Origin of the sequence: Neobacillus drentensis, from assembly GCF_021560175.1 — a bacterium.
GTDB classification, from domain to species: Bacteria; Bacillota; Bacilli; order Bacillales; family Cytobacillaceae; genus Neobacillus; species Neobacillus drentensis_A.
Genome location: NZ_CP091110.1, coordinates 4,310,533 through 4,334,748, shown reverse-complemented (window position 1 = coordinate 4,334,748; position 24,216 = coordinate 4,310,533). Strand labels below are relative to the sequence as shown.

The 24,216-nt window shown below is 37.9% G+C and carries 26 protein-coding genes; 21 read left to right on the top strand and 5 right to left on the bottom strand.

Annotated features, from left to right (window positions below):
* From dapB to L1999_RS20415, 16 genes are all read left to right on the top strand, one after another.
* Positions 1-804, top strand: a complete 804-nt coding sequence (gene dapB / locus L1999_RS20490) for a 4-hydroxy-tetrahydrodipicolinate reductase (protein WP_235740260.1) — start codon at positions 1-3, stop codon at positions 802-804.
* 10 nt (positions 805-814) lie between these two features.
* Positions 815-1,234 carry a methylglyoxal synthase gene (gene mgsA / locus L1999_RS20485; RefSeq protein ID WP_235740259.1) on the top strand — a complete coding sequence of 140 codons (420 nt, stop codon included), beginning with the start codon at positions 815-817 and terminating at the stop codon, positions 1,232-1,234.
* Positions 1,224-1,949, top strand: coding sequence for a bacillithiol biosynthesis deacetylase BshB1 (bshB1, locus tag L1999_RS20480; RefSeq protein WP_235744412.1), 726 nt, complete (start codon positions 1,224-1,226; stop codon positions 1,947-1,949). The genes mgsA and bshB1 overlap by 11 nt, the downstream gene beginning before the upstream one ends.
* Positions 1,937-3,064 carry an N-acetyl-alpha-D-glucosaminyl L-malate synthase BshA gene (gene bshA / locus L1999_RS20475; protein ID WP_235740258.1) on the top strand — a complete coding sequence of 376 codons (1,128 nt, stop codon included), beginning with the start codon at positions 1,937-1,939 and terminating at the stop codon, positions 3,062-3,064. The genes bshB1 and bshA overlap by 13 nt, the downstream gene beginning before the upstream one ends.
* Positions 3,065-3,074: 10 nt before the next feature.
* Positions 3,075-4,274, top strand: a complete 1,200-nt coding sequence (locus L1999_RS20470) for a CCA tRNA nucleotidyltransferase (protein WP_235740257.1) — start codon at positions 3,075-3,077, stop codon at positions 4,272-4,274.
* Positions 4,259-5,239 carry a biotin--[acetyl-CoA-carboxylase] ligase gene (locus L1999_RS20465; protein WP_235740256.1) on the top strand — a complete coding sequence of 327 codons (981 nt, stop codon included), beginning with the start codon at positions 4,259-4,261 and terminating at the stop codon, positions 5,237-5,239. The genes L1999_RS20470 and L1999_RS20465 overlap by 16 nt, the downstream gene beginning before the upstream one ends.
* Before the next feature lie 278 nt (positions 5,240-5,517).
* Positions 5,518-6,354, top strand: a complete 837-nt coding sequence (gene panB / locus L1999_RS20460; protein ID WP_235744411.1) for a 3-methyl-2-oxobutanoate hydroxymethyltransferase — start codon at positions 5,518-5,520, stop codon at positions 6,352-6,354.
* A complete protein-coding gene (gene panC, locus L1999_RS20455; protein WP_235740255.1) occupies positions 6,351-7,199 on the top strand; it encodes a pantoate--beta-alanine ligase in 849 nt (282 codons plus the stop codon). The genes panB and panC overlap by 4 nt, the downstream gene beginning before the upstream one ends.
* A gap of 27 nt (positions 7,200-7,226) precedes the next feature.
* Positions 7,227-7,610, top strand: coding sequence for an aspartate 1-decarboxylase (gene panD, locus L1999_RS20450; protein ID WP_235740254.1), 384 nt, complete (start codon positions 7,227-7,229; stop codon positions 7,608-7,610).
* 120 nt (positions 7,611-7,730) lie between these two features.
* The gene (gene dinG / locus L1999_RS20445) at positions 7,731-10,529 is read left to right on the top strand and encodes an ATP-dependent DNA helicase DinG (RefSeq protein WP_235740253.1); all 2,799 of its coding nucleotides are present in this window, start codon (positions 7,731-7,733) and stop codon (positions 10,527-10,529) included.
* Between the two features lie 48 nt (positions 10,530-10,577).
* Positions 10,578-11,432 carry a ComEC/Rec2 family competence protein gene (locus tag L1999_RS20440; protein WP_235740252.1) on the top strand — a complete coding sequence of 285 codons (855 nt, stop codon included), beginning with the start codon at positions 10,578-10,580 and terminating at the stop codon, positions 11,430-11,432.
* Between the two features lie 128 nt (positions 11,433-11,560).
* Positions 11,561-12,037: a cell wall elongation regulator TseB-like domain-containing protein gene (locus L1999_RS20435; protein WP_235740251.1), complete on the top strand. Its 477-nt coding sequence runs from the start codon at positions 11,561-11,563 to the stop codon at positions 12,035-12,037.
* 31 nt (positions 12,038-12,068) lie between these two features.
* Positions 12,069-13,256: a pyridoxal phosphate-dependent aminotransferase gene (locus L1999_RS20430; protein WP_235744410.1), complete on the top strand. Its 1,188-nt coding sequence runs from the start codon at positions 12,069-12,071 to the stop codon at positions 13,254-13,256.
* A gap of 124 nt (positions 13,257-13,380) precedes the next feature.
* Positions 13,381-14,082: a DnaD domain-containing protein gene (locus L1999_RS20425; RefSeq protein WP_235740250.1), complete on the top strand. Its 702-nt coding sequence runs from the start codon at positions 13,381-13,383 to the stop codon at positions 14,080-14,082.
* Positions 14,083-14,148: 66 nt separating this feature from the next.
* On the top strand, positions 14,149-14,805 hold the full coding sequence (nth, locus tag L1999_RS20420; protein WP_235740249.1) for an endonuclease III: 657 nt from the start codon (positions 14,149-14,151) through the stop codon (positions 14,803-14,805).
* Positions 14,802-15,164 carry a YpoC family protein gene (locus L1999_RS20415; protein WP_235740248.1) on the top strand — a complete coding sequence of 121 codons (363 nt, stop codon included), beginning with the start codon at positions 14,802-14,804 and terminating at the stop codon, positions 15,162-15,164. Before nth ends, L1999_RS20415 begins: the two co-directional genes overlap by 4 nt.
* A gap of 14 nt (positions 15,165-15,178) precedes the next feature.
* Here L1999_RS20415 and L1999_RS20410 read toward each other — a convergent pair whose 3' ends face one another.
* Positions 15,179-17,920 (bottom strand): PBP1A family penicillin-binding protein, encoded by a 2,742-nt coding sequence (locus L1999_RS20410; protein ID WP_235740247.1) that lies wholly within the window; start codon positions 17,918-17,920, stop codon positions 15,179-15,181.
* Positions 17,921-17,965: 45 nt separating this feature from the next.
* Positions 17,966-18,568, bottom strand: coding sequence for a Holliday junction resolvase RecU (recU, locus tag L1999_RS20405; RefSeq protein ID WP_235740246.1), 603 nt, complete (start codon positions 18,566-18,568; stop codon positions 17,966-17,968).
* Between the two features lie 185 nt (positions 18,569-18,753).
* On the opposite strand from recU, the gene L1999_RS20400 reads away from it, so the two are divergent.
* The 3 genes from L1999_RS20400 to L1999_RS20390 all read left to right on the top strand — a co-directional run bounded on the left by L1999_RS20400 (position 18,754) and on the right by L1999_RS20390 (position 20,960).
* Positions 18,754-19,731 carry a DUF2515 domain-containing protein gene (locus L1999_RS20400; protein WP_235740245.1) on the top strand — a complete coding sequence of 326 codons (978 nt, stop codon included), beginning with the start codon at positions 18,754-18,756 and terminating at the stop codon, positions 19,729-19,731.
* A gap of 493 nt (positions 19,732-20,224) precedes the next feature.
* Positions 20,225-20,500 carry a hypothetical protein gene (locus L1999_RS20395; RefSeq protein ID WP_235740244.1) on the top strand — a complete coding sequence of 92 codons (276 nt, stop codon included), beginning with the start codon at positions 20,225-20,227 and terminating at the stop codon, positions 20,498-20,500.
* A gap of 88 nt (positions 20,501-20,588) precedes the next feature.
* Positions 20,589-20,960 (top strand): DUF1798 family protein, encoded by a 372-nt coding sequence (locus L1999_RS20390; protein ID WP_235740243.1) that lies wholly within the window; start codon positions 20,589-20,591, stop codon positions 20,958-20,960.
* A 98-nt stretch (positions 20,961-21,058) separates the two neighbouring features.
* Here L1999_RS20390 and L1999_RS20385 read toward each other — a convergent pair whose 3' ends face one another.
* The gene (locus L1999_RS20385; RefSeq protein ID WP_215043056.1) at positions 21,059-21,268 is read right to left on the bottom strand and encodes a YppF family protein; all 210 of its coding nucleotides are present in this window, start codon (positions 21,266-21,268) and stop codon (positions 21,059-21,061) included.
* Between the two features lie 187 nt (positions 21,269-21,455).
* On the opposite strand from L1999_RS20385, the gene L1999_RS20380 reads away from it, so the two are divergent.
* Positions 21,456-22,013: a YppG family protein gene (locus L1999_RS20380; protein WP_235740242.1), complete on the top strand. Its 558-nt coding sequence runs from the start codon at positions 21,456-21,458 to the stop codon at positions 22,011-22,013.
* A 15-nt stretch (positions 22,014-22,028) separates the two neighbouring features.
* Here the strand turns inward: L1999_RS20380 and L1999_RS20375 are convergent, their stop codons facing one another.
* Both L1999_RS20375 and L1999_RS20370 read right to left on the bottom strand, forming a co-directional pair.
* Entirely contained in the window at positions 22,029-23,174 is a 1,146-nt protein-coding gene (locus L1999_RS20375) for a site-specific integrase (protein ID WP_235740241.1), read from the bottom strand.
* A 281-nt stretch (positions 23,175-23,455) separates the two neighbouring features.
* Positions 23,456-23,794 carry a helix-turn-helix domain-containing protein gene (locus L1999_RS20370; RefSeq protein ID WP_235740240.1) on the bottom strand — a complete coding sequence of 113 codons (339 nt, stop codon included), beginning with the start codon at positions 23,792-23,794 and terminating at the stop codon, positions 23,456-23,458.
* A 194-nt stretch (positions 23,795-23,988) separates the two neighbouring features.
* On the opposite strand from L1999_RS20370, the gene L1999_RS20365 reads away from it, so the two are divergent.
* A complete protein-coding gene (locus tag L1999_RS20365; protein WP_235740239.1) occupies positions 23,989-24,177 on the top strand; it encodes a helix-turn-helix transcriptional regulator in 189 nt (62 codons plus the stop codon).
* Positions 24,178-24,216 lie beyond the last annotated feature (39 nt).

Sequence of the window (24,216 nt, the reverse complement as noted above, 5' to 3'; positions counted from 1 at the left end):
ATGAATTCGATTAAAATTATCATTGCAGGCCCACGCGGTCGGATGGGCAGTGAAGCAGTCAAATTAGTCACTAATACAGGACACTTTGAACTAGTTGCGACTATTGACCATAAGAATGATGGAATGATGTTGAGTGATGTGGAAGGTTTTCAATCCATTCCTAATGTACCTGTTTATTCAGACATTGAAAAATGTCTCCTAGATATTGAAGCAGATGTATTAATTGACTTAACGACCCCTGAAGTAGGTATGTACCACGCAAAAACTGCACTTGAACATAATGTTCGTCCTGTTGTTGGAACGACTGGGTTTACCAAACAGGATTTGGAGGAACTTGAGAAGCTTTGCTTTGAAAAAGAACTTGGCTGTATCATTGCACCAAACTTTGCGGTTGGTGCTGTATTAATGATGAAATTTTCACAAATGGCCGCTAAATACTTTGCAGATGTTGAGATTATTGAGATGCATCATGACCAGAAGCTTGATGCACCATCAGGAACCGCGGTAAAAACAGCAGAGATGATTTCTGCTGTAAGGGAAAGTAAAAAACAAGGTCATCCGAATGAAAAAGAAACTATTACAGGGGCAAGAGGCGGAGAATACGATGGAATGCATATTCATTCTGTTCGTTTGCCAGGACTAATTGCCCATCAACAGGTTTTATTTGGTTCTGATGGACAAACATTAACGATTCGGCATGATTCCTATAACCGCGGTTCTTTTATGTCAGGTGTAAAAGTTGCGGTTGAAACCGTTATGAAGAACAATACTTTTGTTTATGGACTTGAAAATATATTAGATTAGGGGCAAGGATATGAATATAGCATTAATAGCACATGACCAAAAGAAAAATGACTTAGTACAATTCGTTACAGCCTATCGAAGCATTTTTGCTAAACATACCTTATTTGCCACGGGAACCACAGGATCAAGGATTCATGAAGCTACAGGATTAGATGTAACCCGCTTTAAATCCGGACCTCTAGGTGGAGACCAAGAAATTGGAGCAATGATTGCTAAAAATCAAATGGATGCCATTTTCTTTTTCCGAGATCCATTAACCGCGCAGCCACATGAACCTGATGTAACAGCGTTAGTAAGACTTTGCGATGTCTATTCGATTCCTTTAGCAACAAATATGGGTACTGCTGAATTACTCATAAGAGGATTAGAAATGGGATTGTTGGAATGGAGAAATGTAGCTAAAGAGAATGGTGATGTTAATGAAGCTTAATCAATTACATATCCTCGCATTTGGTGCACATGCTGATGATGTAGAGATCGGCATGGCTGGTACCATTGCGAAATTAGCGGAAGAAGGAAAACAGATAGGTATTTGTGATTTAACCGATGCTGATTTATCTTCCAATGGAAATGTAGTCCTAAGAAAAGAGGAAGCTGGCAGAGCGGCAGATATTTTAGGTGTATCAGTCCGTACTTCGCTAGGTTTTCCGGATAGAGGGTTATTCCTAAAAGAAGAGTATATTCAAAAGGTTGCCGAAACCATTCGAAAGTACAAACCGAAGATAGTGTTTGCTCCATATTCGGAAGATCGGCATCCGGATCATGGGAATTGTGCGAAAATTGTCGAGGAAGCGATATTTTCTGCTGGGATTAGAAAATATCGAACAGATGAATGGAACGAACCGCATCGCGTGGAAAAAATGTACTTTTATATGATAAACGGATTTCATAAACCTGATTTTACCTTTGATATTACACCAGTGATGGATAAAAAGCTGGCCTCCTTAAGGGCTTATCGAAGCCAGTTTGAATTAACAACGGAAAGTGTTCAAACACCGCTTGTGAATGATTATATCGAAACGGTCGAGTCAAGGGAAAGAATGTTTGGAAAACTGGTTGGTGTGTCTTATGCTGAAGGATTTAAGACGAAGGTGCCGCTTGTTTTGAAACATGATTTACTAGGAGAAGAACCATGCGGAAACTAAAAATTGGAATTACCTGCTATCCGACTGTTGGTGGGTCGGGAGTTGTTGCTACTGAATTAGGGAAAATGCTTGCTGAGAAGGGGCATGAAATCCACTTCATCTCGTCAAGTCTCCCTTTTCGTTTAAACAGGATGTACCATAATATCCATTATCACCAAGTCGAAGTTAATCAATATTCAGTTTTTCAATACCCCCCATATGATATTGCCTTAGCGAGTAAAATGGCAGAAGTAGCTGATCGTGAAAAATTGGATATTCTCCATGTCCATTACGCGATTCCACATGCTGTTTGTGCTATATTAGCAAAGCAAATGTCAAAAAGGGAAATTAAGATTGTCACAACCTTACATGGGACAGATATTACAGTTTTAGGGTATGACCCATCCTTAACCGATGCAATTAGATTCGGAATAGAGAAATCAGATAGTGTCACGGCCGTTTCAACAGCATTAGTGAATCAAACTTACGAACTTATTAATCCTGATAAGCAAATAGAAACAGTATACAATTTTATTGATGAAAGAATTTATCATAAAACCGCTGACACCTCCTTGAAATCACAATTACAAATTAGTGATGAGGAAAAGGTGGTTATCCATGTCTCAAACTTTCGCGCTGTAAAGAGGGTCACGGACATTATAAAAACTTTTGCCAAAATTTCTGCGGTCATGCCGGCGAAACTACTGCTAGTTGGTGATGGCCCCGAAATGACTATCGTATGTAAACTCGTAAGACAGCTCTCGCTTGAAGAAAAGGTAATCTTCCTAGGAAAACAAGAGAATTTAGAGGAGCTATACTCTATTAGTGATTTAATGCTTCTGTTATCTGAAAAGGAGAGCTTTGGTCTTGTTGCCTTAGAGGCTATGGCGTGCGGTGTACCTTGTATTGGCACGAATGTAGGCGGTATTCCGGAAGTTATTCAGCAGGGTGTTTCTGGGTATATTAGTGAGGTTGGCGATATCGAGGATATTTCACGTAAAGCTGTATCGCTTCTAAACGATGCAGACCTGCATCAAAAAATGTCATTTGAGGCATTGAAAACTGTTAAAACTAAATTTAAGGCAGAACATATTGTGGAACAATATGAGCAGATATACGCGAAGCTATTGAATTAAGGTGAATGAGATGAACGAACCTTTTTTATCAGCCGTTCCAATTATTAAACAGCTTGAGAATTCAGGTTTTCAGGCCTATTTTGTAGGCGGATCTGTAAGGGATTATCTTTTAAACAGATCAATCAGTGATGTAGATATTGCTACATCTGCCACACCCAATGAAGTGAAAGAAATCTTTCCAAGGACCGTTGATATTGGGATTGAACATGGAACTGTGCTGGTCCTTTTCCAAGATAAATCCTACGAGATTACCACCTTTAGGACAGAGGGAGAGTACCAAGATTATCGTAGACCAAAAGAGGTTTCCTTTATACGAAATCTAAATGATGATCTCAAACGCCGTGATTTTACCATGAATGCGATCGCCATGGATCGAAATGGTAAGATTATTGACCCATATAATGGATCAGCTGCTATTCGAAATAAGGTTATCGAGACTGTCGGATCTGCTAATGAGCGTTTCCAGGAAGATGCTTTAAGGATTATGAGGGCTGTCCGATTCGTCAGCCAGCTTTCGTTTGCAATTGAGGAAGAAACACTTCAAGCAATAGCAAAGCTTGTTCCATTATTAAAAAACATAGCGGTAGAACGAATTAGAGCAGAGTTTGAAAAACTGCTTATGGGGGAAAATGGTAACACGGCCATTAGGCTTTTGCTTGATTCTCATTTATATGTCTATCTGCCAGGCCTAAAAAACCATAAAAATTCGCTCGAAAGATTCATCTCCTTTTCATTTAAAGGGCTTAATAAAATTGAAATGTGGTCGTTACTGCTTTTTACCTTAAATCTAAAAGATAAGTCTATTGAGGTCTTTTTAAGAGAATGGAAGCTTCCAGTTAAAGAGATCAAAGAGATTCAACAAATCTTGACTTACTTAGAAAAAAGGATGGAGCAGGAATGGACTATTTATGACCTATATTCAGCAGGCAGAGCTGCCTTGAGCTCGACTGAAAAGCTTTATGGGGTTCTTAACAGTCTAACCGAGAATAATTCACTTTTAAAGTGGTTACGGATTTATGATGAGCTGCCAATCAAGGAGCGCAATGACATAAATGTAACAGGTAGAGATATCATGGAATGGTTCCAAACCGAGGGAGGACCTTGGTTACGGGATACCCTTTTAAAAGTAGAGTGTGCCATATTAGTGGGTGACATCCAAAACGACAAAGAAAAGATTAAGGAGTGGCTGATCAGGTGCAGTCAGAAATAAGAAAGAAACTGCTCGATGCCTTCACAAATGCCGGCGAATCTTTTCTCTCTGGTCAGCATTTAGCAGAGCTAATCGGCTGTTCAAGAACGGCTGTTTGGAAGCATATGGAGGAATTAAGAAAAGAAGGCTTCATATTAGAAGCTGTTAGAAATAAGGGGTATCGTATTGTCAAAACTCCAGAGCGAATAACAGCTGATGAAATTCGACTTGGCCTCTTAACCAACTTTATCGGGAAAAATATTCATTATGAAGAAAGTGTAGAATCTACTCAAAAGATTGCCCACAACCTATCAAATGGAGGCGTACCAGAAGGCACAGTCGTTATTGCCGAAGAGCAGCGGTCCGGTAAAGGAAGAATGAACCGAAGCTGGCATTCACCAAAGTATAGCGGGATATGGATGAGTTTAATTCTAAGGCCGAATATTCCTTTAACCAAAGCCCCACAGCTAACACTATTAACTGCAGTGGCGATCGTACAGGCAATTGAAGAAGTCACAAATCTGGAGCCTCTGATTAAGTGGCCCAATGATATATTACTGAATGGCAAAAAAATTACAGGTATCTTAACAGAGCTTCAAGCGGAGGCAGACCAAATCCATTCTGTTATTATTGGAATGGGGATTAATGTTAACCAAAAAAAAGAAGACTTTCCGTCAGAGCTTCATAATAAGGCAAGCTCCCTTTTGATTGAAAACGGCGCACCTATTTCCCGGGCAGAATTGATCAAGAGTGTTTTTAAGCATTTTGAAAAATTATATTTGCTTTACCTCGAGCAAGGATTTTTCCCTATTAAACTTCTATGGGAAGGATATGCTATTAGCATAGGTAAAAACCTTACGGCAAGAACGCTAACCAATGTGATTGAGGGAAAGGCATTAGGAATAACTGATGATGGTGTTTTAAAATTAGAGGATAAGAACGGATTTATTCACCATATTTATTCAGCAGATATTGAAATTAGATGATAAAATATTTTTGTCAGCGCAAGTACCAAAACGGTTCTTGCGCTTTTCTGTTAAAATGCTATAATTTCCTTGGGCAGTATCTCCACGGAACTGCACCTTTTAGGGATACTAACTTACAATTAAAAAGGTTTCTGCCTAGATCCGTATAACGGACCGGGACAGAGGGATGAAGATGCACATGAGTAACGATTGAGATCCTCTGCCTTAAGAAGGATCTTTTTTATTTGCTCTTAATTGGCGTTTTATCACCTCTCCCAATCTTTAAGGAGGGAATAATGATGAAGCAAACCACTGACTTTTTAAAAATGAAAGAAAACAATGAAAAAATTGTTATGCTTACGGCCTATGATTATCCATCTGGGAAACAAGCGGAACAGGGCGGAGTTGACATGATTCTCGTCGGAGATTCACTTGGCATGGTGGTTCTAGGTTATGACTCAACGATCCCTGTGACGATGGAAGACATGATTCATCATACCAAAGCAGTAAAACGAGGGGCAAAAGATACCTTTATCGTGACAGACCTGCCATTTTTAGCTTACCATCTTTCTGTTAGAGACACTCTCATCAATGCTGGAAGGCTGATGCAAGAAGCAGGAGCGCATGCCATTAAACTGGAAGGGGCAGATGGTGTAATAGAAAAGATATCTGCTTTAACACAAGCGGGTATTCCCGTGTGCGGGCATCTAGGTTTAACACCTCAGTCTGTTGGTGTATTAGGCGGTTATAAGGTGCAGGGAAAAGATGCACAAGCGGCCCGAAAATTAGTAGAAGATGCTAAGAAAGTTGCGGAAGCCGGAGCCTTTGCAGTAGTGCTTGAATGTGTGCCAAAACAGCTGGCAGAGGAAATAGCTAAATCTATTTCCATCCCTGTTATTGGAATTGGAGCAGGGGTAAATGTAGATGGACAGGTTTTGGTTTATCACGATGTATTGGGCTATGGTGTTGAAAGGGTGCCTAAATTCGTGAAGCAATACCATTCTGTAAACCCATTTATGATTGAATCGATTCAGGCCTATACATCTGAAGTGAAAAATAATCAATTCCCGGAAGATAAACACTCCTTTACTATGAAGGAAGAGGAACTGAAAGTTCTTTATGGAGGAAAAAAATGAAAGTCATAACTACCATAAATGAGATGCAGAATGAAATACTGAAACATAAAGAGTTGGGAATGTCGATCGGCTTTGTTCCTACCATGGGCTTTCTTCATGAGGGTCATTTAACGCTTATCTCTAAGGCAAGAAAAGAAAATGATGTCGTGGTGGTAAGTATATTTGTTAATCCTTTACAATTTGGACCAAAGGAGGACTTTTCTACCTATCCCCGCGATTTTGACCGAGACCGTGCTTTAGCAGAAGGTGAAAAAGTAGATTACCTCTTTTATCCTTCGGTAGAGGAGATGTACCCTCGAGAGCCATCGGTTAAAGTAATGGTTCAGGAACGAACCGATGTACTATGCGGTAAGTCACGCCCAGGTCATTTTGACGGGGTTGCCACAGTTATTACCAAGTTATTTCATATCATGATGCCTACACGAGCCTATTTTGGTAAGAAGGACGCTCAGCAAGTGGCAGTGATTGATGGATTAATTTCCGATTTTAATTTTCCCGTTCACTTAATTCCGGTGGACATTGTCCGAGAAAAGGACGGGTTAGCAAAAAGTTCACGAAATGTTAACTTATTAGCGGAAGAGAGAGAGCAGGCTCCAATTATCTATAAAAGTCTGCAAACAGCAAAGAAAGCAATTGATGATGGTGAGATAAATCCTGCTGTTCTTACTACTATGATCAAAGAATTGATTACAAGTGAGTCTAATGGGGAAATAGATTATGTCGAAATTCTCTCTTATCCATTTTTAAAACCATTGGAAAAAATAGAAGGTTCCCTTATTATTGCTGTTGCTGTAAAATTTTCGAAGGTAAGATTAATCGACAATATCATGATTCAAATAGATTAGAAAAGCTTCACAAGAGGAGGAATAAACTTGTTTCGTACTATGATGAATGGCAAAATCCATCGTGCAACGGTAACTGAAGCCAATTTAAACTATGTTGGCAGTATTACGATAGATGAAGATATCATTGATGCTGTTGGAATGGCAGCAAATGAAAAAGTACAAATTGTGAACAATAATAATGGAGCTAGGTTAGAAACGTATATTATTCCAGGTAAAAGAGGCAGCGGGGTCATTTGTTTAAATGGCGCAGCTGCTCGGCTTGTTCAAGTGGGTGATACGGTGATTATTATTTCATATGCATTGGTACCGGATGAAAAAGTTAAAACTCATAAACCAAAAGTAGCTATTATGGATGAGAACAATCAGATTAAAGATCTTCTACATGCAGAACCCGCACATACCATTATGTAAGGTCCCCATTTTTTGGGGATTTTTTTATTATTTTAAAAATCCAGTCGACAGTGGTAGAATTTAAATCATTATGGAAAAGTTATGTTGCCGTTTAATGAACGAAGGTTTGGGGTGTAACAAATGTTAAATAAATTTGTTGTGATTGATTTAGAGACAACGGGTAATACACCAAAAAAGGGTGATAAAATTATTCAGTTTGCGGCTGTGGTGATAGAAAACGGAAAAATCACTGAACAGTTTTCGTCGCTGATCAATCCACAAAAACCAATTCCAGTCTTTATTGAAGAATTAACTGGAATCAATAATGAAATGGTCAAGGATGCACCATTATTTACCGAAATAACCGAAAAGGTTCAATCGTTATTAGAAGGGGCCTATTTTGTTGCTCATAACGTCTTGTTTGATCTTTCCTTTCTTCAAGAAGAATTACTTCAAGCAGGATCGGGAGGATTTTATGGGTCCGTTTTAGATACCGTGGAAATGGCTAGAATTCTTTATCCCACGGCAGACAGCTATAAGCTTTCAGATTTGGCAGAAAAAGAGAATCTTTCTCATGACAGACCACATCAGGCAGACAGTGATGCCTTGGTGACAGCCGAGCTTTTTTTAATCCTGTTGAGACGGCTTTCTTTATTACCGGCGATTACAGTAAAACAGCTAACCCATTTATCTGGAGGATTAAAAAGTGATCTTCAATTGTTCCTTGAAGAAATGGGGGATACATTCGAAAAATCAGCCCTATTGGATTCAATTGAAATCATAAACGATATTGCATTAAAGAAAGACTCAATTGAAAAGGAAATCGAAATCTTAGAGAAGGAAAAAGTTAAGTATCCAGAAAGTGATGACGAAAAGGTTGAGCTCATTCAAAACAGCATAATGTCTTTTGTGAAGCGTGCTGGTCAATTCAAGATGATGGATACGGTCTATCAATCCCTTCAACTTTCTAGGCACACGCTAATAGAGGCCGGAACAGGCGTGGGTAAGTCGCTTGGTTATCTTTTGCCTTTAGCTTATTTTGCCAAGCAAAATAATCAGCCCATTATTGTGAGTACCCATACCATTCAACTCCAAGAACAACTTTTAAATAAAGATATTCCCTTACTTACAAACATTCTTCCGTTTGAAATAGAAGCAGTTCTATTAAAAGGCAGAAATCATTATTTAAATTTAGAAAAATTTCACCAAACATTGATGGATGAAAACGACAATTATGATACTACCTTAACAAAAATGCAAATTCTAGTGTGGTTAACGGAAACGATGACAGGTGATCGGGATGAATTGAACCTATCGAGTGGAGGCCAATTTTATTGGAATAAAATAAGGGAAGAACAGACGAGCCTATATGAGGATAAGGGATGGCAGGACAGGGATTTTTATCAAAAGGCAAAAAGGAATGCCCAATCGGCGGATATCATCATCACAAATCATTCCTTGTTATTAAATGATATAAAAAGCGGGGGTTCGATTTTACCTGCTTCTGAATATGTGGTGATTGATGAAGCTCATCATTTGGAGAAAGTAGCCAGCAGGTACTTTGGCTATACATTGGATTATTTATCAGCCCGTTTGCTCTTTAGTCAATTTGGTACCTATGAGCAAAAACAACTTTTTTATGACATGGAACAACTGACATCACGACTTCCTGCTTCCGGAACCAAACTCGTTACTACCTTTGAATTGAATCAATTAGTATTAGATGTACATTACGAGCTGGATGAGTTTTTTAAATTAATGGCACTTTATGCAAAAACAAAGACAGCAAATAAAAAAGGGATCAATCGGATAAAAGTTCGATATAACTCCACTGATAGCGGCAGAGAAAGAAAGGCGCTTGTCCACAGTGCCGAGAGGTTGTCTTTTTTACTTAAGGACCTAATTAATGAAATAGACAGCCGGCTTAATTGGCTAAAAGCTGAGAAAAATACTTTATCCATTCCTCAACTTCATCAAGTGGAGGATGTGTCTGGATTTATAGCTAAGCTTGATGAATTTCGAACCATATTGATTAGTTGTTTTATTAAAGATTCAATGGAAGTAAAATGGATTGAAATGGATACCCGTTCACCACAAAATATAACAACCTTTTTGGCTCAGCCAGCTACTGTAGCTGTCCACCTTAAAGAGAAGTTCTTTCAAACTAAGAAGGCGGTAGTCCTTACTTCAGCAACCTTATCGGTTAATCATTCTTTTGATTATATCATGAGAGAACTCGGTCTTGAGGCAAACGCTACAGGCCAAGTGAGTATTCCCTCACCATTTGTATATAAAAACCAGGTTCAGCTTCTTATCCCTGATGATTTACCGGAAATTAACTCCGTCTCACTAGAGGAGTATGTCATTTCGATTACCGAACATATCATCACCATTGCTGAGGCTACAAAAGGCAGGCTGCTCATTCTATTTACTGCATTTGACATGCTCAAAAAAACCTATGAACTAATAAAAGAAAGTGGTTTTCTTAATGAATATGTGTTAATGGCTCAAGGTATCTCAAGTGGAAGCCGTTCTCGATTGACAAGAAATTTTCAGCGCTATGAAAAGGCTATCTTGTTAGGAACAAGCAGCTTTTGGGAAGGAGTAGATATTCCAGGTGAAGACTTGTCCTGCCTTGTTATTGTCAGACTGCCATTTAGTCCACCAGATGAACCTTTGACAGAGGCTAAGTGTCAATTGATTGTCCAGCAGGGAAGGAATGCTTTTTCAGATTACTCACTGCCGGAGGCCATTCTTCGTTTTAAACAAGGCTTTGGCCGGCTCATTAGGACCGAAACGGATCGCGGGGTAATCATTGTATTTGATAGAAGAATCATTACCACTCAGTACGGGAAGGCCTTTTTGAAATCAATCCCTCCAGTCCCAGTTAAAAAAGGAAAAATGACGGAATTAGCATCGTTTATCCAAAAATGGTTATGATAAAATTTGGAAAATAACACATCCTATAATTATCTGGGAGGAATGTGTATGAGAATATTGCTTATGATTTTGGCTTTATTGATTCCAAGCAGCATGACAGTGAAGGCAGAAACTTCTCTGCCTGCCGAGGTTGAAAAAATTGATGTCAAATTAACGGAACATCAAGCAGCAGTCACCTTTTTAGGCCTGGCTACTGGTGAAGCAACGCTTGTGCAAGGCCCAAATGACGAAAACATTTTAATAAATATCGGGGGACAAGGGGAAATTTCTGAATTAGAAGGATGGCTTTCACTTTATAATGTTAAGAAGCTATCTACATTAATTCTAACGAATAATAGTGAAAAGGCGTCGAAAGAGAAAATCGATAAGTTAATTAACAAATATAAAATTAAAGAAATTGTCACCACACCTGAAGTTTCTTCATTTTTAACCAGAGAAAAGTCCAATCAAATCCCTGTTACCGTTTGGGAAGAAGGTACAAAGAAAGAAATCCTTCCTGACATGTTTGCTGATGTTCAATTCCTAGGAAATGAACAACATGAAGGGTTGGATTTGATGCTGCGTTTTTTTAAACATAACTTATTTTTAATGACTTCCTTTAGTCAACGGGCAGAACAAAAATTTCTAGCGAAGCATTTAGAGGATGTTCATGTCTTTAAAATACCTTATAGACTTACAGAGGACTCCTTATCTGATCAGCTAATCCAATCTCTAAATCCACAAATATCCATCCTTGTTGGAGCAGAGGAAAATCAGTTGGATCAAGATTTATTGCGTGACCTGCAAGGCATTTGGTCTGAAGTATATTTCACAAAAAAACATGGGACTGTCACCATCAAATTTACAGAATCAAATTACGAGATTATTACCATTCCACTAAAGGATGAGGAATATTTTTATTGAAAACTGAAAAAATTGTCTAATTTGATGAAGATTGATAACACATCTTGATTTATCCTGTTATAATAATTTAGAAAGAATCTTGATTAAGAGGTTTACCTATACAAAGTACATAAAAGAAGTGAGAAAGAATGATGAAAAAGTGGATTCTCATTCCCGTAATTGTATTAATTGTCATCATCGGATTGTTTTTAAAAGTCTATTTTTCTTCCGTACAACCGGTTAAAGCGGCTGAAAAAAAGGCTGTTTCACTTGCCAAAGATAAGGTGCAGTTGAGTGAAGTGGATGACTTTCATATATACAATGGCATTGAGACAGTTAATGTGATTGAAGGGAAAAATAAAAAGGGCAGTAAAGTAATCGTTTGGATTCCTGAAAAGAGTAAAAAGGTTATTATTAAAAAAGCGAAAGATGGAATCACTAAAGAAGAAGCAATTCAAAAATTATTGCAGGAAAAACAACCTAAGAAGATTATTTCAGTACGGCTTGGTATGGAAAAAAATATTCCATTATGGGAAATTTACTACCGTTCTGAAAATAATTTAATAAATTATTACTATGTTCACTTTGAAACTGGTGAATGGCTAAAAAAAATTGAAAATCTATAGCTAGTGGAGATCGGAGGAAAGAGTTATGGCAATTAAACTTGCAAATCGGGTAATGGCACTTACGCCATCTACTACGTTAGCTATTACTGCAAAAGCAAAGGAATTGAAAGAAAAAGGGGAAGATGTTATTGGATTAGGGGCAGGGGAACCTGACTTTAATACACCCCAGCACATATTAGATGCCGCTGTAAAATCTATGAACGAGGGACATACAAAATATACTCCTTCTGCGGGTCTGCCTGCCTTAAAAAAAGCAATTATTAATAAGTTTGAGGCTGACCAAGGATTAAGCTACAAACCTAATGAAGTGATTGTAGGTAATGGGGCAAAGCACGTTTTATATACATTATTCCAAGTTATTCTAAACGATGGTGATGAAGTAATCATTCCAACACCTTATTGGGTTAGCTATCCTGAACAAGTAAAGTTAGCAGGTGGTGTGCCTGTTTATGTGGAAGGACTTGAACAAAATCATTTTAAGATTACACCTCAGCAATTAAAAGAAGCGATTTCGGATAAAACAAAAGCCGTGATTATCAATTCACCAAGCAATCCGACAGGGGTTTTATACACTGAACAAGAACTTTTAGAATTAGGGAAAATTTGTTTGTCAAAAGATATTTTGATTGTTTCTGATGAAATTTATGAGAAGCTTGTCTACTTCGGTGCGAAACATGTTTCAATTGCTCAGCTTTCACCTGAATTGAAGGAGCAAACCATTGTCATCAATGGGGTATCCAAATCCCATTCAATGACTGGCTGGAGAATTGGCTATGCTGCAGGTAATAAACAAATCGTTGAGGCCATGACCAATCTTGCCAGTCATAGTACATCCAATCCGACTACAACTGCCCAATACGCAGCAATAGCAGCTTACAATGGTACACAGGAACCCGTAGAAGAAATGAGACAGGCATTTGAGAATAGATTAGAGATTGTCTATGATAAATTAGTTGCAATCCCTGGATTTACCTGTGTGAAGCCACAGGGTGCTTTTTACCTTTACCCAAATGTAAAGAATGCAGCAGAGATGACAGGCTTTAGTAGCGTTGATGACTTCGTTGAAGCCCTGCTCGTTGAAGCTAAAGTTGCAGTCATTCCAGGTTCAGGTTTTGGAACTCCAGATAATATCCGCCTATCCTATGCAACATCACTTGAACTATTAGAAAAAGCTGTGGAACGAATGGATCAATTCGTTAAAGCAAAGGTTAAAAGCTAAATCATTATTGTGATTTAAAAAGTCTGCAATTTGCAGGCTTTTTGTTTTTCTTTCCAAAGTTGGTTTCCTAATACTCTTACTCGAAAAGTGGGTTCATGTTATACTAATCAAGAGGTGTAGAAACATGAAATCAAATATAGTAGCTTGGATGCAGCAAGGGAATATTACCATTCCTACATTGCTGTTTTCAGAATATCGAAATCTGAACTTAAATGAGACGGAACTTGTTCTTTTATTAAATATTATTACTTTTATTGAAAAAGGAAATGAATTTCCTACTCCAGAAGAGCTATCAGGTTTAATGACAGTATCCATTGCTGAGTGTAATGACATGCTAAGAAGGCTGATACAAAGAGGCTTTATTGAAATAATTGATCAATATAGTAATGAAGGCATCCGCTTTGAAAAATATTCTGTAAAGCCATTGTGGGAAAAACTAGTGGATCAGTTTTTGTTAAATAACCAGGTAACAAGACAAGCTGAACAGAAAACGGAAGAAACTGACGTATATACTTGTTTCGAAAAAGAATTTGGCCGCCCTCTTTCTCCATTTGAGTGTGAATCGCTTGGGATGTGGATGGATGATGATCACCATGACCCAATTATTATAAAAGCTGCGCTCCGTGAGGCAGTGATGTCAGGAAAATTAAACTTCCGTTATATCGATCGAATCCTTTTTGAATGGAAGAAAAATGGGATTAAAACCATTGAACAGGCTAAAAATCATGGTCGTAAGTTTCGGCAAAAACAAACGGAAAAGATACAAACTAACAAAGAGGCCCATCAGCCTTCAGTCCCTTTTTATAATTGGTTAGAACAAAAATAATAGTCCATTGAACGAGGGAAACTGCTCTCGTTTTCTTTCATTTTATATAAGTAGCAGGTGAGATTAATGCTGAATAATACTCAAATCCGTTATTGCTTAGATGAAATAGGGAATCTGTTTCCAGATGCCCATTGTGAGTTGAACCACTCTAATCCATTTGAACTGGTTATTGCTGTTTCATTGTCAGCACAATGTACGGATGCCCTTGTAAATAAAGTAACTAAACAATTATTTGAAAAATATAAAACCCCAGAAGATTACTTAAATGTATCACTCGAAGAACTTCAAAACGATATTCGCTCCATTGGCCTATATCGTAATAAAGCAAAAAATATTCAGAGTTTATGCCGAATGTTATTAGATGAATATAACGGTATTCTTCCAACAGATCGAGATGAGTTGACTAAACTGGCGGGGGTTGGCAGAAAAACGGCCAATGTTGTCGTTTCCGTAGCTTTTAATATACCAGCTATTGCAGTAGATACTCATGTGGAAAGGGTTAGTAAACGCCTTGGGATTTGCCGTTGGAAGGATTCCGTACTCGAAGTGGAGAAAACGTTAATGAAGAAGGTTCCAAAGGAAGAATGGTCCCTAACACACCATCGATTAATCTTTTTTGGACGTTATCATTGCAAGGCACAAAATCCACAATGTCCAAGCTGTCCATTATTAGAGCTATGTCGCGAAGGTAAAAAGAGAATGAAAGGGAAGGCTGGTGTATGAATAGTCGTCAAGAAACAGCAGCAGCAATACTGGCTGAGTGGGAGCTCATTCAAAGCCAACTTTCCCCATTATTTCGTGTTCGTGATCAAAAAAATACACAAGAATGGATGGAAAAGGGAATCAACCTTTTCCTGCAATTTTTATTTCTAACAAATCATGAAACCTTTCTATCAAGTAATGAAATTAGATTTGACCAGTTTTTATTTAAGCCGGTTAATCTAGAAGAAAGGATCAATTTTATTAATTCCAGACCCGGTTTATACCATTCGTATCGACAGCTTTCTGAATTAATGCTTGAGCAGGAAAAACAATTTGTAAAGAGCAATATTATAAAAAAATCGTCTAGGTCTGTAACCTAGACGATTTTTTTAACTTACTGGCTATTCGTTCCCCCACGATTTCCTGTACTTTGATTCGTAGGAGGAGTTACAGGGGTTGTAACAGGAGGAGTAGTACCTCCTTGATTACTATTCCCGGTATTTCCGGTATTCCCGGTATTCCCGGTATTCCCGGTATTTCCAGTATTCCCGGTATTTCCAGTATTCCCGGTATTTCCAGTATTCCCAGTATTACTCCCGTTTCCAGTTCCATTACCGTTTTCAGTACCAGTCCCATTTCCGGTCCCATTGCCATTTTCGGTATTAGTCCCATTACCGTTCCCATTACCGTTTTCAGTACCAGTTCCATTTCCAGTACCATTGTTGTTCTCAGTACCAGTCCCGGGAGTAGTTCCCGTTCCTTGGTCAGTCTGTCCTTCATTTTGCGGTATATCAATTGAAGTATGAACAACATCACTCTTATTAGATCCACTAAAGGCAAAGATGGATATAGTATAGTTTTCTCCAGGGTTAGCCTTAAAGGTTAAGCTATTGCCAGACTGAACAGAATGATTCGAATGGGTACCGTCAACCGTGACATCAAATTGAATATCTTTGTTAGCAGCATTGTTATAATCCCATGAAACGACAACATTTCCACTTGTATTATCATATTTAGCAACAACATTTACAGGTGCTGAAAGTTTGTTGTATTTTTCAGATACTCTTTTAGGTGCATGCCCTTTAACAGCGTATTCAATTGATACCTGACTACTAGGTGTATATTGACTAGCCAATACAGGAGGCATGGTGCCTTTTTCAATTCGAACCTTTTGGACACTATTCGGCATTTTAAAATCTGGAGTGTCAATGTCCTTAGATACATATGCCATTATATTCTTAAATAGCAGCTGAGCAATTCTTTGATTGCTGCCTTCAGCTGTAATTGGAGTTTTCCGGCTTTCATATCCTGTCCAAATAGATGCTGTATAATTGGTCGTATAGCCGGTAAACCAAGCATCTGGAACAGAACTGCTATTTATATTCCATTCAGCCATTTCTTGATCTGTATAGTTTGTAGTTCCTGTCTTTCCTGCTATTGGAAGCCCTGGCACTTTGGCCCGTGTACCTGTTCCAGGAGAAATCAGTACACTCTTCAACATATCGGTAACCATAAAGGCCGTCGAATCCTTCATTACTACTTTTGGTTTAGGGGCTGTGTCGATCATGGTGCCGTCTCGCAGCTTAATTTTCTTAACTGAATGTGGTTTAGTGTAGAATCCACTATTTCCGAAAGCAGCATAGGCTCCGGCCATTTGAAGTGGGGAAACCCCAGTTTCAAAGCCGCCGATGGCATAGGATTCGTAAATTTCTTTTAAAGGAATACCAAGATTAACGGCAAAGTCTTTTGCTTTATCAAGCCCGACTTGCTGTAGTGCTTGAACAGCGGGACTGTTACGTGATAATTGCAGGGCCGTTCTTATCGTCATTGGACCCTTATACTTCTGATCCCAGTTGCCAAATTTCTTACCAGATGAATAAGTAATCGGCTTATCGTTAATCATTTCATAGGTGCCCCAGTTTAGATATTCAATTGCAGGGCCGTAATCTAGTACGGGTTTAATTGTAGATCCAGGCTGGCGTCTCGTATCGATTGCATAATTAAAGCCGCGTTGGACTTGTTGGTTTCTTCCGCCCCCAATTGCCCGAATTTCTCCTGTCTTTGTATCAAGAAGCACAATACCAGCTTGAAGTTTATCATCAGGGTAAGGGATGATATCGGAATCCTTTGTATTTAGGATTTCATTAACATGTAATTGCGCATCTTTATCAAGAGTAGTATAGATTGTTAAACCGTCTGTAAAAATATCAAAATCTGTTGTATCCTTAACCTCATCAATGACAGCATCCACAAATGAGTCATAAGTATTATTATCATTAACTTTACGTTTTTCAGGTGGCAGCACGTCTTTTGCTACAGAAACCTTTTCAGCTTCTTCCATTTGCTGCTTTGATATATATCCATGCTTATACATTAATGATAGAACGATATTACGTCTTTTTTCTGCAAAATCGGAATGATTAAACGGATTATAGGTATTAGGACTTTGTGGCATCCCGGCAATTTGAGCAGCCTCGGCCAAAGTAAGGTCCTTTAATTCCTTGCCATAATAGATTTCGGCAGCAGTAGCAAGACCATGGCTGTTTTCGGATACATACACTTTATTTACATACATCTCAAAGATCTGGTGTTTTGTATATTGCTGCTCAAGCTGATAGGCAAGCCATGCTTCTTGAACCTTCCTTTTTAACGTCTTTTCTTGAGTTAAGAAAGCATTTTTAACTACTTGTTGTGTGATGGTGCTTCCGCCTTCTGCACCAAATCCATGCTGGAAGTTGGCTAAAACGGCGCCGCCGAGACGAATTGGATCAATTCCATGGTGCTTATAGAAACGATAGTCTTCTGTCGCTAACACAGCATCTTCAAGTATTTTAGGAATGTCTTTATAATTTACATATTCTCGATTTACAGCACCTACTTCAGTAATCAATTTATCATTTTTATCTAAAATTTTTGAAGGGATAGGATCTTTTAATAATTTCGGATCAAGTTTAGGAGCATCCTTAACGAAGTAAGCGAAAGTCCCCACTCCGGCAAGTAATCCAATTATTCCGAGGACAACAAGACTTAAAAAAATCTTCTTAACTAGTCCGCGTGGTTTTTTTTGTTTACTTTTCTTGCCTTTGGATTGGAGTTGCTTTCTGCGCTCCTCTCTTGATTTGTATTGTTCAGACATAATGATTTCCTTCCTTTCTACTCTCTATGAAAAAATTGAAGTTTTCTATAGTCGCTCTATTATCTTAATATAGTCAATTCTAGGTTGAAATCCAAGCGGTATGTGGTAGCCCTTTTGTTCAATCTCTTCTTTCGTAATCGATTTTCTTCCTCCGTTCATCATTCGCTCCCAAAAATGTAGTAAATGTCGGGCTTCGAGCAGGTAAACCTGTTCAAATTTTGTGAAGCGGAGAATAACAAAACAAATTCCTCCTTGATCCATAACCTCTTCCATATGTTGTATTTGGTGTTGATGGAAATTCTTTAATGGAAATGAGGTGGGGTTTTGCGTTTCCTTTGCTTCAAAATCAATATATCTACCTTTATATACCCCATTATAATCTGTTGTCGAGGCTAGTTTAAAGTATGCCTCTTTTATTACGGCAGCACTTCTATTTGGATAATCCACCTGAACAATTTGAACTGGAGTAGGCTTTTTATGTATCACTGCAATTTTTCTTTCCCGGTAATACTCATTCGTTTCATTTAAATCTTCCTCAAGTGTCATACCCCGATTACTATAAGATCCATTTTTTATTTTTTTCACCTTATTGTCTTTTGGAAGTTCTTTTGGCTTATACTTTTTTCCATTCGGATAGTTAAGATTCATCGTTTTACACCTCTCAAGCTAATCCTTATCATACCAAATCTTTGTTCATATTGGGGTGTATAAATTAAATTTGCTAACACAGGCTAATAATAATTGTACCGTGAATGCCAAACTCAGATATGATTCGATTTTAGTAAAGATTTTAACGCAAAATTAAAACTCTATCAAAAATAAGGAAGATGGATATGAATCATCTTACGATACAGGAACAATCAATCATCCGTCAAATTGTAAGTGAAACAAAAAAAAGAAATGTTGATAATATTACGCGAACAGATGCCTATTTTTCCTATTTTAAACAACATCCGGATATTATTTGGTCCTTTCTTGCAAGTATGGTTTCACGAAATGGCGGCTGGAATATGTGTGATCTCGAAGGTGACATTTTCTCGGAAATTTTAGAACCAAAAATGAGGAAACAATTATTTTTGACTTATGAGCGGGCCAATTGGCTTATTTTTCATGATGTGTTTCCCCAGCTTCTGCTTTACCAATATTCGACGAAAATGAATCGGCCTATGTTTCACTTACTTCCCTTTTTCCATGTTTCGGCATTTATTCAAAAGGAGTGGGAACGCTATTGGAAGGAAAACGATAAAGAAAGATTAACAACGTCTTTAATTATTAATGAACAAAATGTGATTCAAACACCAGTGATTGAACATCCCGTATATAAGAATAAGATCTTCCATTCTTTCCTTTTTTCTTTTCAAGATTGGCTTCACTTCAGCTGCGTTCTATTTCCCACTTGTGGCGGAGAGGTATATGGGGCCAGTGTAAACGGTTTTAAATCTTTATCAAAGCGAATTAATCTAGGGAAGAGGCTGGCTAGGATCCTTTTTCATCCGCGGCTGTTTCCATATTTTTTTGAGTTTGCCGAAAAGAATCCGCATACGGGTTCAAGAAACGATTATGAGCAATATTTTAGAATAAAGACAGGCAGGAAAACACCGCTGCTTAGAACAACTTTTCCAGTTATTGAGCATCATCAACATAAATATCAGGATTGGAGCAAACAGCGACTCATTTCTCCGGCCTGGCTGCATTTACCAGTCCGTCATCATCATACTATCCATCTTACGGACTGGTACTTTAATAAATCAAATCAGCTTCATTTATTACTTTCCTTTCATAAAACACTTAAGCTGAAAAAGTGGAAATAAAAAAAGCAAGGACGCTGCCTTGCTTTTTACTTTAAACGATATGAAATCACTTTTAAAAAAGTCTCGGCCAGCTCCAGCGACTAGGGGCTCGGGGTCATAAGCCAATCCGTCAAGAAGGCTAAAGGGCAGCCTTCTCGCCGGCTCGTCTTATGCCTGTCTCCCCTGGTCAAGTCGCTTCCGCTTTTGAAATTACTCAGCAGGACGATTTGGTCCTTCAAGCTTTTTATCCCCATAGCCTGTTTTTTGCTCTGTGACAGCTTTTGATTGCTTGCTTGTTGGATTATTTTTTTTCGCCATTAAAAACACCTCCATTACTAGCATGTGCGGTTCAGCAATTTTTCATGCGAACTTATGATTATGTCGAAAAAGATTATCATTCATGATGTTTTAACACTTTCTTTGCCGAAATGCTTCTAGTTTTGTCAAGCTTGAAGGAGGCTGGAAGAGGAAGGAGAATATTACGTTATAGATACTCGTGAGGAGGGATTTGTAAATGACTATACCAATGTCCGAAAAAGAAAGAATGCTGACGATGCTAACTGAAATATATGATCAATTAGAAGAATTGGAGTCTGTTCTAGAAGCCTCTTTCTCCGACCAACGCCTTCAAATAACAAATGATGAAAAAGAAAAATTAACGGTAACACTTCACCATCTTTCAGATATCGAGGGTAGATCAGCAAATATGAATCCGATGTCTCATGAAGACATACTTAACACTAACCTTGCTGCAGTCCCTGCATCCTTAAAGCTTGAATTAGGTTTTTAAGTAGAGCTAAAATAATAATATAGTTAAAAGTAGCATCACTACCCTTGCTACTTTTTTATTTTGTACATTAAAAGAGGAGAAAGAGAACATGACAGATGAGATTCTTGAATTAACGGAAAAACTGTTCCATTATAATGAGCTATTTCTAAAGAACTATCATGAAGGCAGAGAGACAGGACTAACACATGATTTTTATAGTGAAATTAAACCATTTGCAGATGAAGTAAAGGAGATAAATGATAAATGGAATAGGGCAATGAAGAAATGGCTCCCTACAGCTAATACTTTACACCTCCATTTAACACAAATTGATACAACTTCTTCCCATATTGATCAGATCTCTGTTCAGTCTTTTTTTCCAGAGACAAGTAAATCAAGGTTTTTAAATACCCAACGGTCGGTGGAATTTGTTCTAGCTGAAGTAATAAAAGAGGTCAAAAATAAAAAGAGATGCAGGTAAAATGCATCTCTTTTAAGATAGAATGGTTAAATTTCCTTATCTGCTGCTAGTAAATAACAGAAGAGGAATGGCGCTAAAGTATACAGCTGCCCATTATTTTATGAATGTTCGATGAGGGAGTCTTCATGATTAGTTTCAGGTATTACCGCACCTTGGTTCTCAAGCTCGCGGACAAGAACGCGATATTCTTTTATACTAATTTCATTATGAATATACACTTTCTTTGCAAAATCCAATAAGGCATTAACGTCATCTGTGTTGTAATCCCGACTTTGAATAAATTTGCTTTTTAATTCGTGAATGTCCATAAATAGCTCCTCCTTCACCCTTTTGTTAATCGTATCATGAAAACATAGGATTCCTAGTTTTTAAAATATTTAAACTTTAGACAAAATTCTCGTGAATTTGACATTGACAAACTAACACTTACAATCACCATTCATCTCTAATCTTCATAATGTGTAATAGAGAATAATAAAGAGGAGATGTTTGCCCATGTTTGGTAAATCAAAACCAAATCATTTTGTTCATCATGGATACTCGGGGCAAATGATGCACCAAGGACCAATGACACTCCAACAAATGAACCCTCAAGATTATCCGAACAGAAATCAGCCGTCGAGTCCATATCAGACTCAACCACACAACTATAATATGTTGCCCTATTACCCGCCCAACCCTTATTACCCTCAGTCCATGCAGCCATATGGTCAAACCTATCAAACGGGCTTTGGACAGCAAAATATGAATCATCAAGCTCAATATAAGCAAAAGGATAATCAATTTTTATTCCACAACCCTTTGCAGCCCAAGGATGAAATGGTTCAACAGCCATATATGCCCATGAATGGTTATCCAATAATGAATCCCTATCCTAAAAACAGTTTTATGCCAAAACAACCAGGTGGAATGCAATCGTTAATTAATTCCTTCAAATCACAAGATGGATCAGTGGACATTAATAAAATGGTCAATACGGCTGGGCAAATGATGAATGCAGTAACTCAAGTATCCTCGTTAGTCAAAGGGTTCGGAGGAATGCTTAAACTATAGGGTTCTTACGAGATATTAATCGTGATTGACCACATTTTGCCCACTTTTCATCGCTTTTGAAAATTGCTCACTTAGATCTTTCTTCATGCTAGGCAGAACATGGGAATATGTGTCGAGTGTAATCTGGACTGAGGAGTGGCCCAATCGTTCGGCGACTATTTTTGGGTTCACTCCCATAAGCAAAAGAATGGTAGCATGCGTATGGCGAAGATCATGAAACCTAATTCTAGGTAATCCGGCTTGTTTGACAAACCTAGCAAACAGTCCGTTGACACCAGTTGGATTTACATAATCGCCAGTTTCTTGAGCAAATACCATTACGTGCTCTTTATATGCTCCACCAAACTTTAATTTCTCTAAATTCTGTTTAACTCTTTGCTTTTTGAGCACTCTTATAATATCATCATCAATATAGATTGTTCGGATGGAGTTCGCTGTCTTTGGTTCTTGCAGCAGAAATCCATCCCTTGTTGTTTTATACAGTGTTTTATTGATTGTGATCGTTTTTTCTTCAAAATCAATATCATCCCATGTTAATCCAAGTATTTCACCTTTACGCATGCCTGTGTAGGCGGCCAAGAAAAAAATCGGATGGTACCTGGAATGCTTGGTGAATTTTAAAAATTCATTGACTTGCTTGATGGTCCAGACACCCATTTCTTTTCTTATTAAGCGTGGTGCCTCTATCATGCTGGCAATGTTTTTTTGAATTACTTCCCACTTATACGCTACTTTTAATATCATCCGAACCATTTCGTGCATTTTTTGGATATAAGCAGATGAGAAACCTGCTTCCATTTTTTCGTTATAAAAATCATGGACTAAAAACTGGTCAATATCGTTTAAATCTACATTCCCGAACCATGGTATAACATGAGTCATGATGATGTTTCGGGCGGTGTCATATGAGGATTTTTTCACTCTGTTTTTATAAACATTCTCTAAATAGTCCAAAGTGAAATCTTTGAATTTCTTTTTAGTCGGTTCAACATAATGACCTTTTTCCACGTTGTTAACGAGTTCAGCTAGTGCAGCTTGAGCTTCTTTTTTTGTTTTAAAGCCCGATTGAGTCTTTTGTTTTCGTTTCCCTGATCGTGGATCTTTCCCAATATCTACAGTGTAAGACCACTTGTTTCCTCTTTTGCGGATATACCCTTTCATGTTCCTGCTCCTTTTCTTTTAATTTTCCTGTACCTTCTACGATGTGCGTGTCAGTAAAATAAAAGAAGCCTTCGGGTAACTCGTCTATTTTTAGGACTTTCCTCATATATTATTGCCTTCCCTCTTCAAAAAGTAAGAACAAAAACGCGAACAACTGTTCTTTTATAGGACTAATTATAGTCTATTTTTCCTCGGAGGGAAACACTTTTTCTATTGCACAAATTCGACAAAAAGGTTCTAATTTTGTCGAATTATATTCTTTTGTGGCTTTTTAGTATCATTCAATTTCCTTTTTTGTCTTTTTCAATAGCTTCTCTAGCTAGTCTCAAGTAAACCTCGCTAGCTGTAAAGCCTTTCTCCTTTAATTCATTTACAACAAATAACCAATCATCATCCCCAGTAAAAGGATTTTCAGTTTTTTCCTTATTAGGGAATAATTCAGTGACATCTACATCGAGAGCTTCGGCTATCTTATGTAGATTTTCTAAATTGATTGGTTTCTTGCCATTTTCCCATTTAGATAAGTAACTGGTAGACTTATCTAGTTTCTTTGCAAGATCCTCTAATGTCATTTTCCTTTCTTCCCTTATTCTCCTAATTCTCTTACCAATGTTCTTCAATAGTATCACCACCCAAAAATATGTTGCCCAAAAGGGAACATTCAACAACTATTATCTATTTCCTGTGTGCTTTTATCAACTCCCAAAAATAATTAGAAAAAACCAAAAGAAACTTATTGACCTATGGGGAAAGTTGAGTATAATAAGGATTAAGAGGTGTTGCCCAATAGGGAAACATCTTGGGAGGTGATAAATTGCCAAACCGAATCCAGCAGCGAAGACTAGAACTCGAAATGACACAAGCGGAGTTGGCGAAGAGACTTAAAATAAGCGTAACGTACCTAAGTAAGCTCGAAAACGAGAGAGTAAACATTAATGTAAAGCTTGCTATTCGCATAGCGAGGGCTTTACGGGCCAGAGTAGAGGATATTTTTTTCGATTAGAATTTTCCCTATAGGTCAAACAAAAAGGAGGAAGAACCG

Excerpts from the sequence above, each read along its gene's own strand:
- dapB (WP_235740260.1), top strand. The coding sequence starts at position 1 with ATGAATTCGATTAAAATTATCATTGCAGGCCCACGCGGTCGGATGGGC.
- mgsA (WP_235740259.1), top strand. The coding sequence starts at position 815 with ATGAATATAGCATTAATAGCACATGACCAAAAGAAAAATGACTTAGTA.
- bshB1 (WP_235744412.1), top strand. The coding sequence starts at position 1,224 with ATGAAGCTTAATCAATTACATATCCTCGCATTTGGTGCACATGCTGAT.
- bshA (WP_235740258.1), top strand. The coding sequence starts at position 1,937 with ATGCGGAAACTAAAAATTGGAATTACCTGCTATCCGACTGTTGGTGGG.
- L1999_RS20470 (WP_235740257.1), top strand. The coding sequence starts at position 3,075 with ATGAACGAACCTTTTTTATCAGCCGTTCCAATTATTAAACAGCTTGAG.
- panB (WP_235744411.1), top strand. The coding sequence starts at position 5,518 with ATGAAGCAAACCACTGACTTTTTAAAAATGAAAGAAAACAATGAAAAA.
- panC (WP_235740255.1), top strand. The coding sequence starts at position 6,351 with ATGAAAGTCATAACTACCATAAATGAGATGCAGAATGAAATACTGAAA.
- dinG (WP_235740253.1), top strand. The coding sequence starts at position 7,731 with ATGTTAAATAAATTTGTTGTGATTGATTTAGAGACAACGGGTAATACA.
- L1999_RS20440 (WP_235740252.1), top strand. The coding sequence starts at position 10,578 with ATGAGAATATTGCTTATGATTTTGGCTTTATTGATTCCAAGCAGCATG.
- L1999_RS20435 (WP_235740251.1), top strand. The coding sequence starts at position 11,561 with ATGATGAAAAAGTGGATTCTCATTCCCGTAATTGTATTAATTGTCATC.
- L1999_RS20425 (WP_235740250.1), top strand. The coding sequence starts at position 13,381 with ATGAAATCAAATATAGTAGCTTGGATGCAGCAAGGGAATATTACCATT.
- nth (WP_235740249.1), top strand. The coding sequence starts at position 14,149 with ATGCTGAATAATACTCAAATCCGTTATTGCTTAGATGAAATAGGGAAT.
- L1999_RS20415 (WP_235740248.1), top strand. The coding sequence starts at position 14,802 with ATGAATAGTCGTCAAGAAACAGCAGCAGCAATACTGGCTGAGTGGGAG.
- L1999_RS20410 (WP_235740247.1), bottom strand. The coding sequence starts at position 17,920 with ATGTCTGAACAATACAAATCAAGAGAGGAGCGCAGAAAGCAACTCCAA.
- recU (WP_235740246.1), bottom strand. The coding sequence starts at position 18,568 with ATGAATCTTAACTATCCGAATGGAAAAAAGTATAAGCCAAAAGAACTT.
- L1999_RS20400 (WP_235740245.1), top strand. The coding sequence starts at position 18,754 with ATGAATCATCTTACGATACAGGAACAATCAATCATCCGTCAAATTGTA.
- L1999_RS20395 (WP_235740244.1), top strand. The coding sequence starts at position 20,225 with ATGACTATACCAATGTCCGAAAAAGAAAGAATGCTGACGATGCTAACT.
- L1999_RS20390 (WP_235740243.1), top strand. The coding sequence starts at position 20,589 with ATGACAGATGAGATTCTTGAATTAACGGAAAAACTGTTCCATTATAAT.
- L1999_RS20385 (WP_215043056.1), bottom strand. The coding sequence starts at position 21,268 with ATGGACATTCACGAATTAAAAAGCAAATTTATTCAAAGTCGGGATTAC.
- L1999_RS20380 (WP_235740242.1), top strand. The coding sequence starts at position 21,456 with ATGTTTGGTAAATCAAAACCAAATCATTTTGTTCATCATGGATACTCG.
- L1999_RS20375 (WP_235740241.1), bottom strand. The coding sequence starts at position 23,174 with ATGAAAGGGTATATCCGCAAAAGAGGAAACAAGTGGTCTTACACTGTA.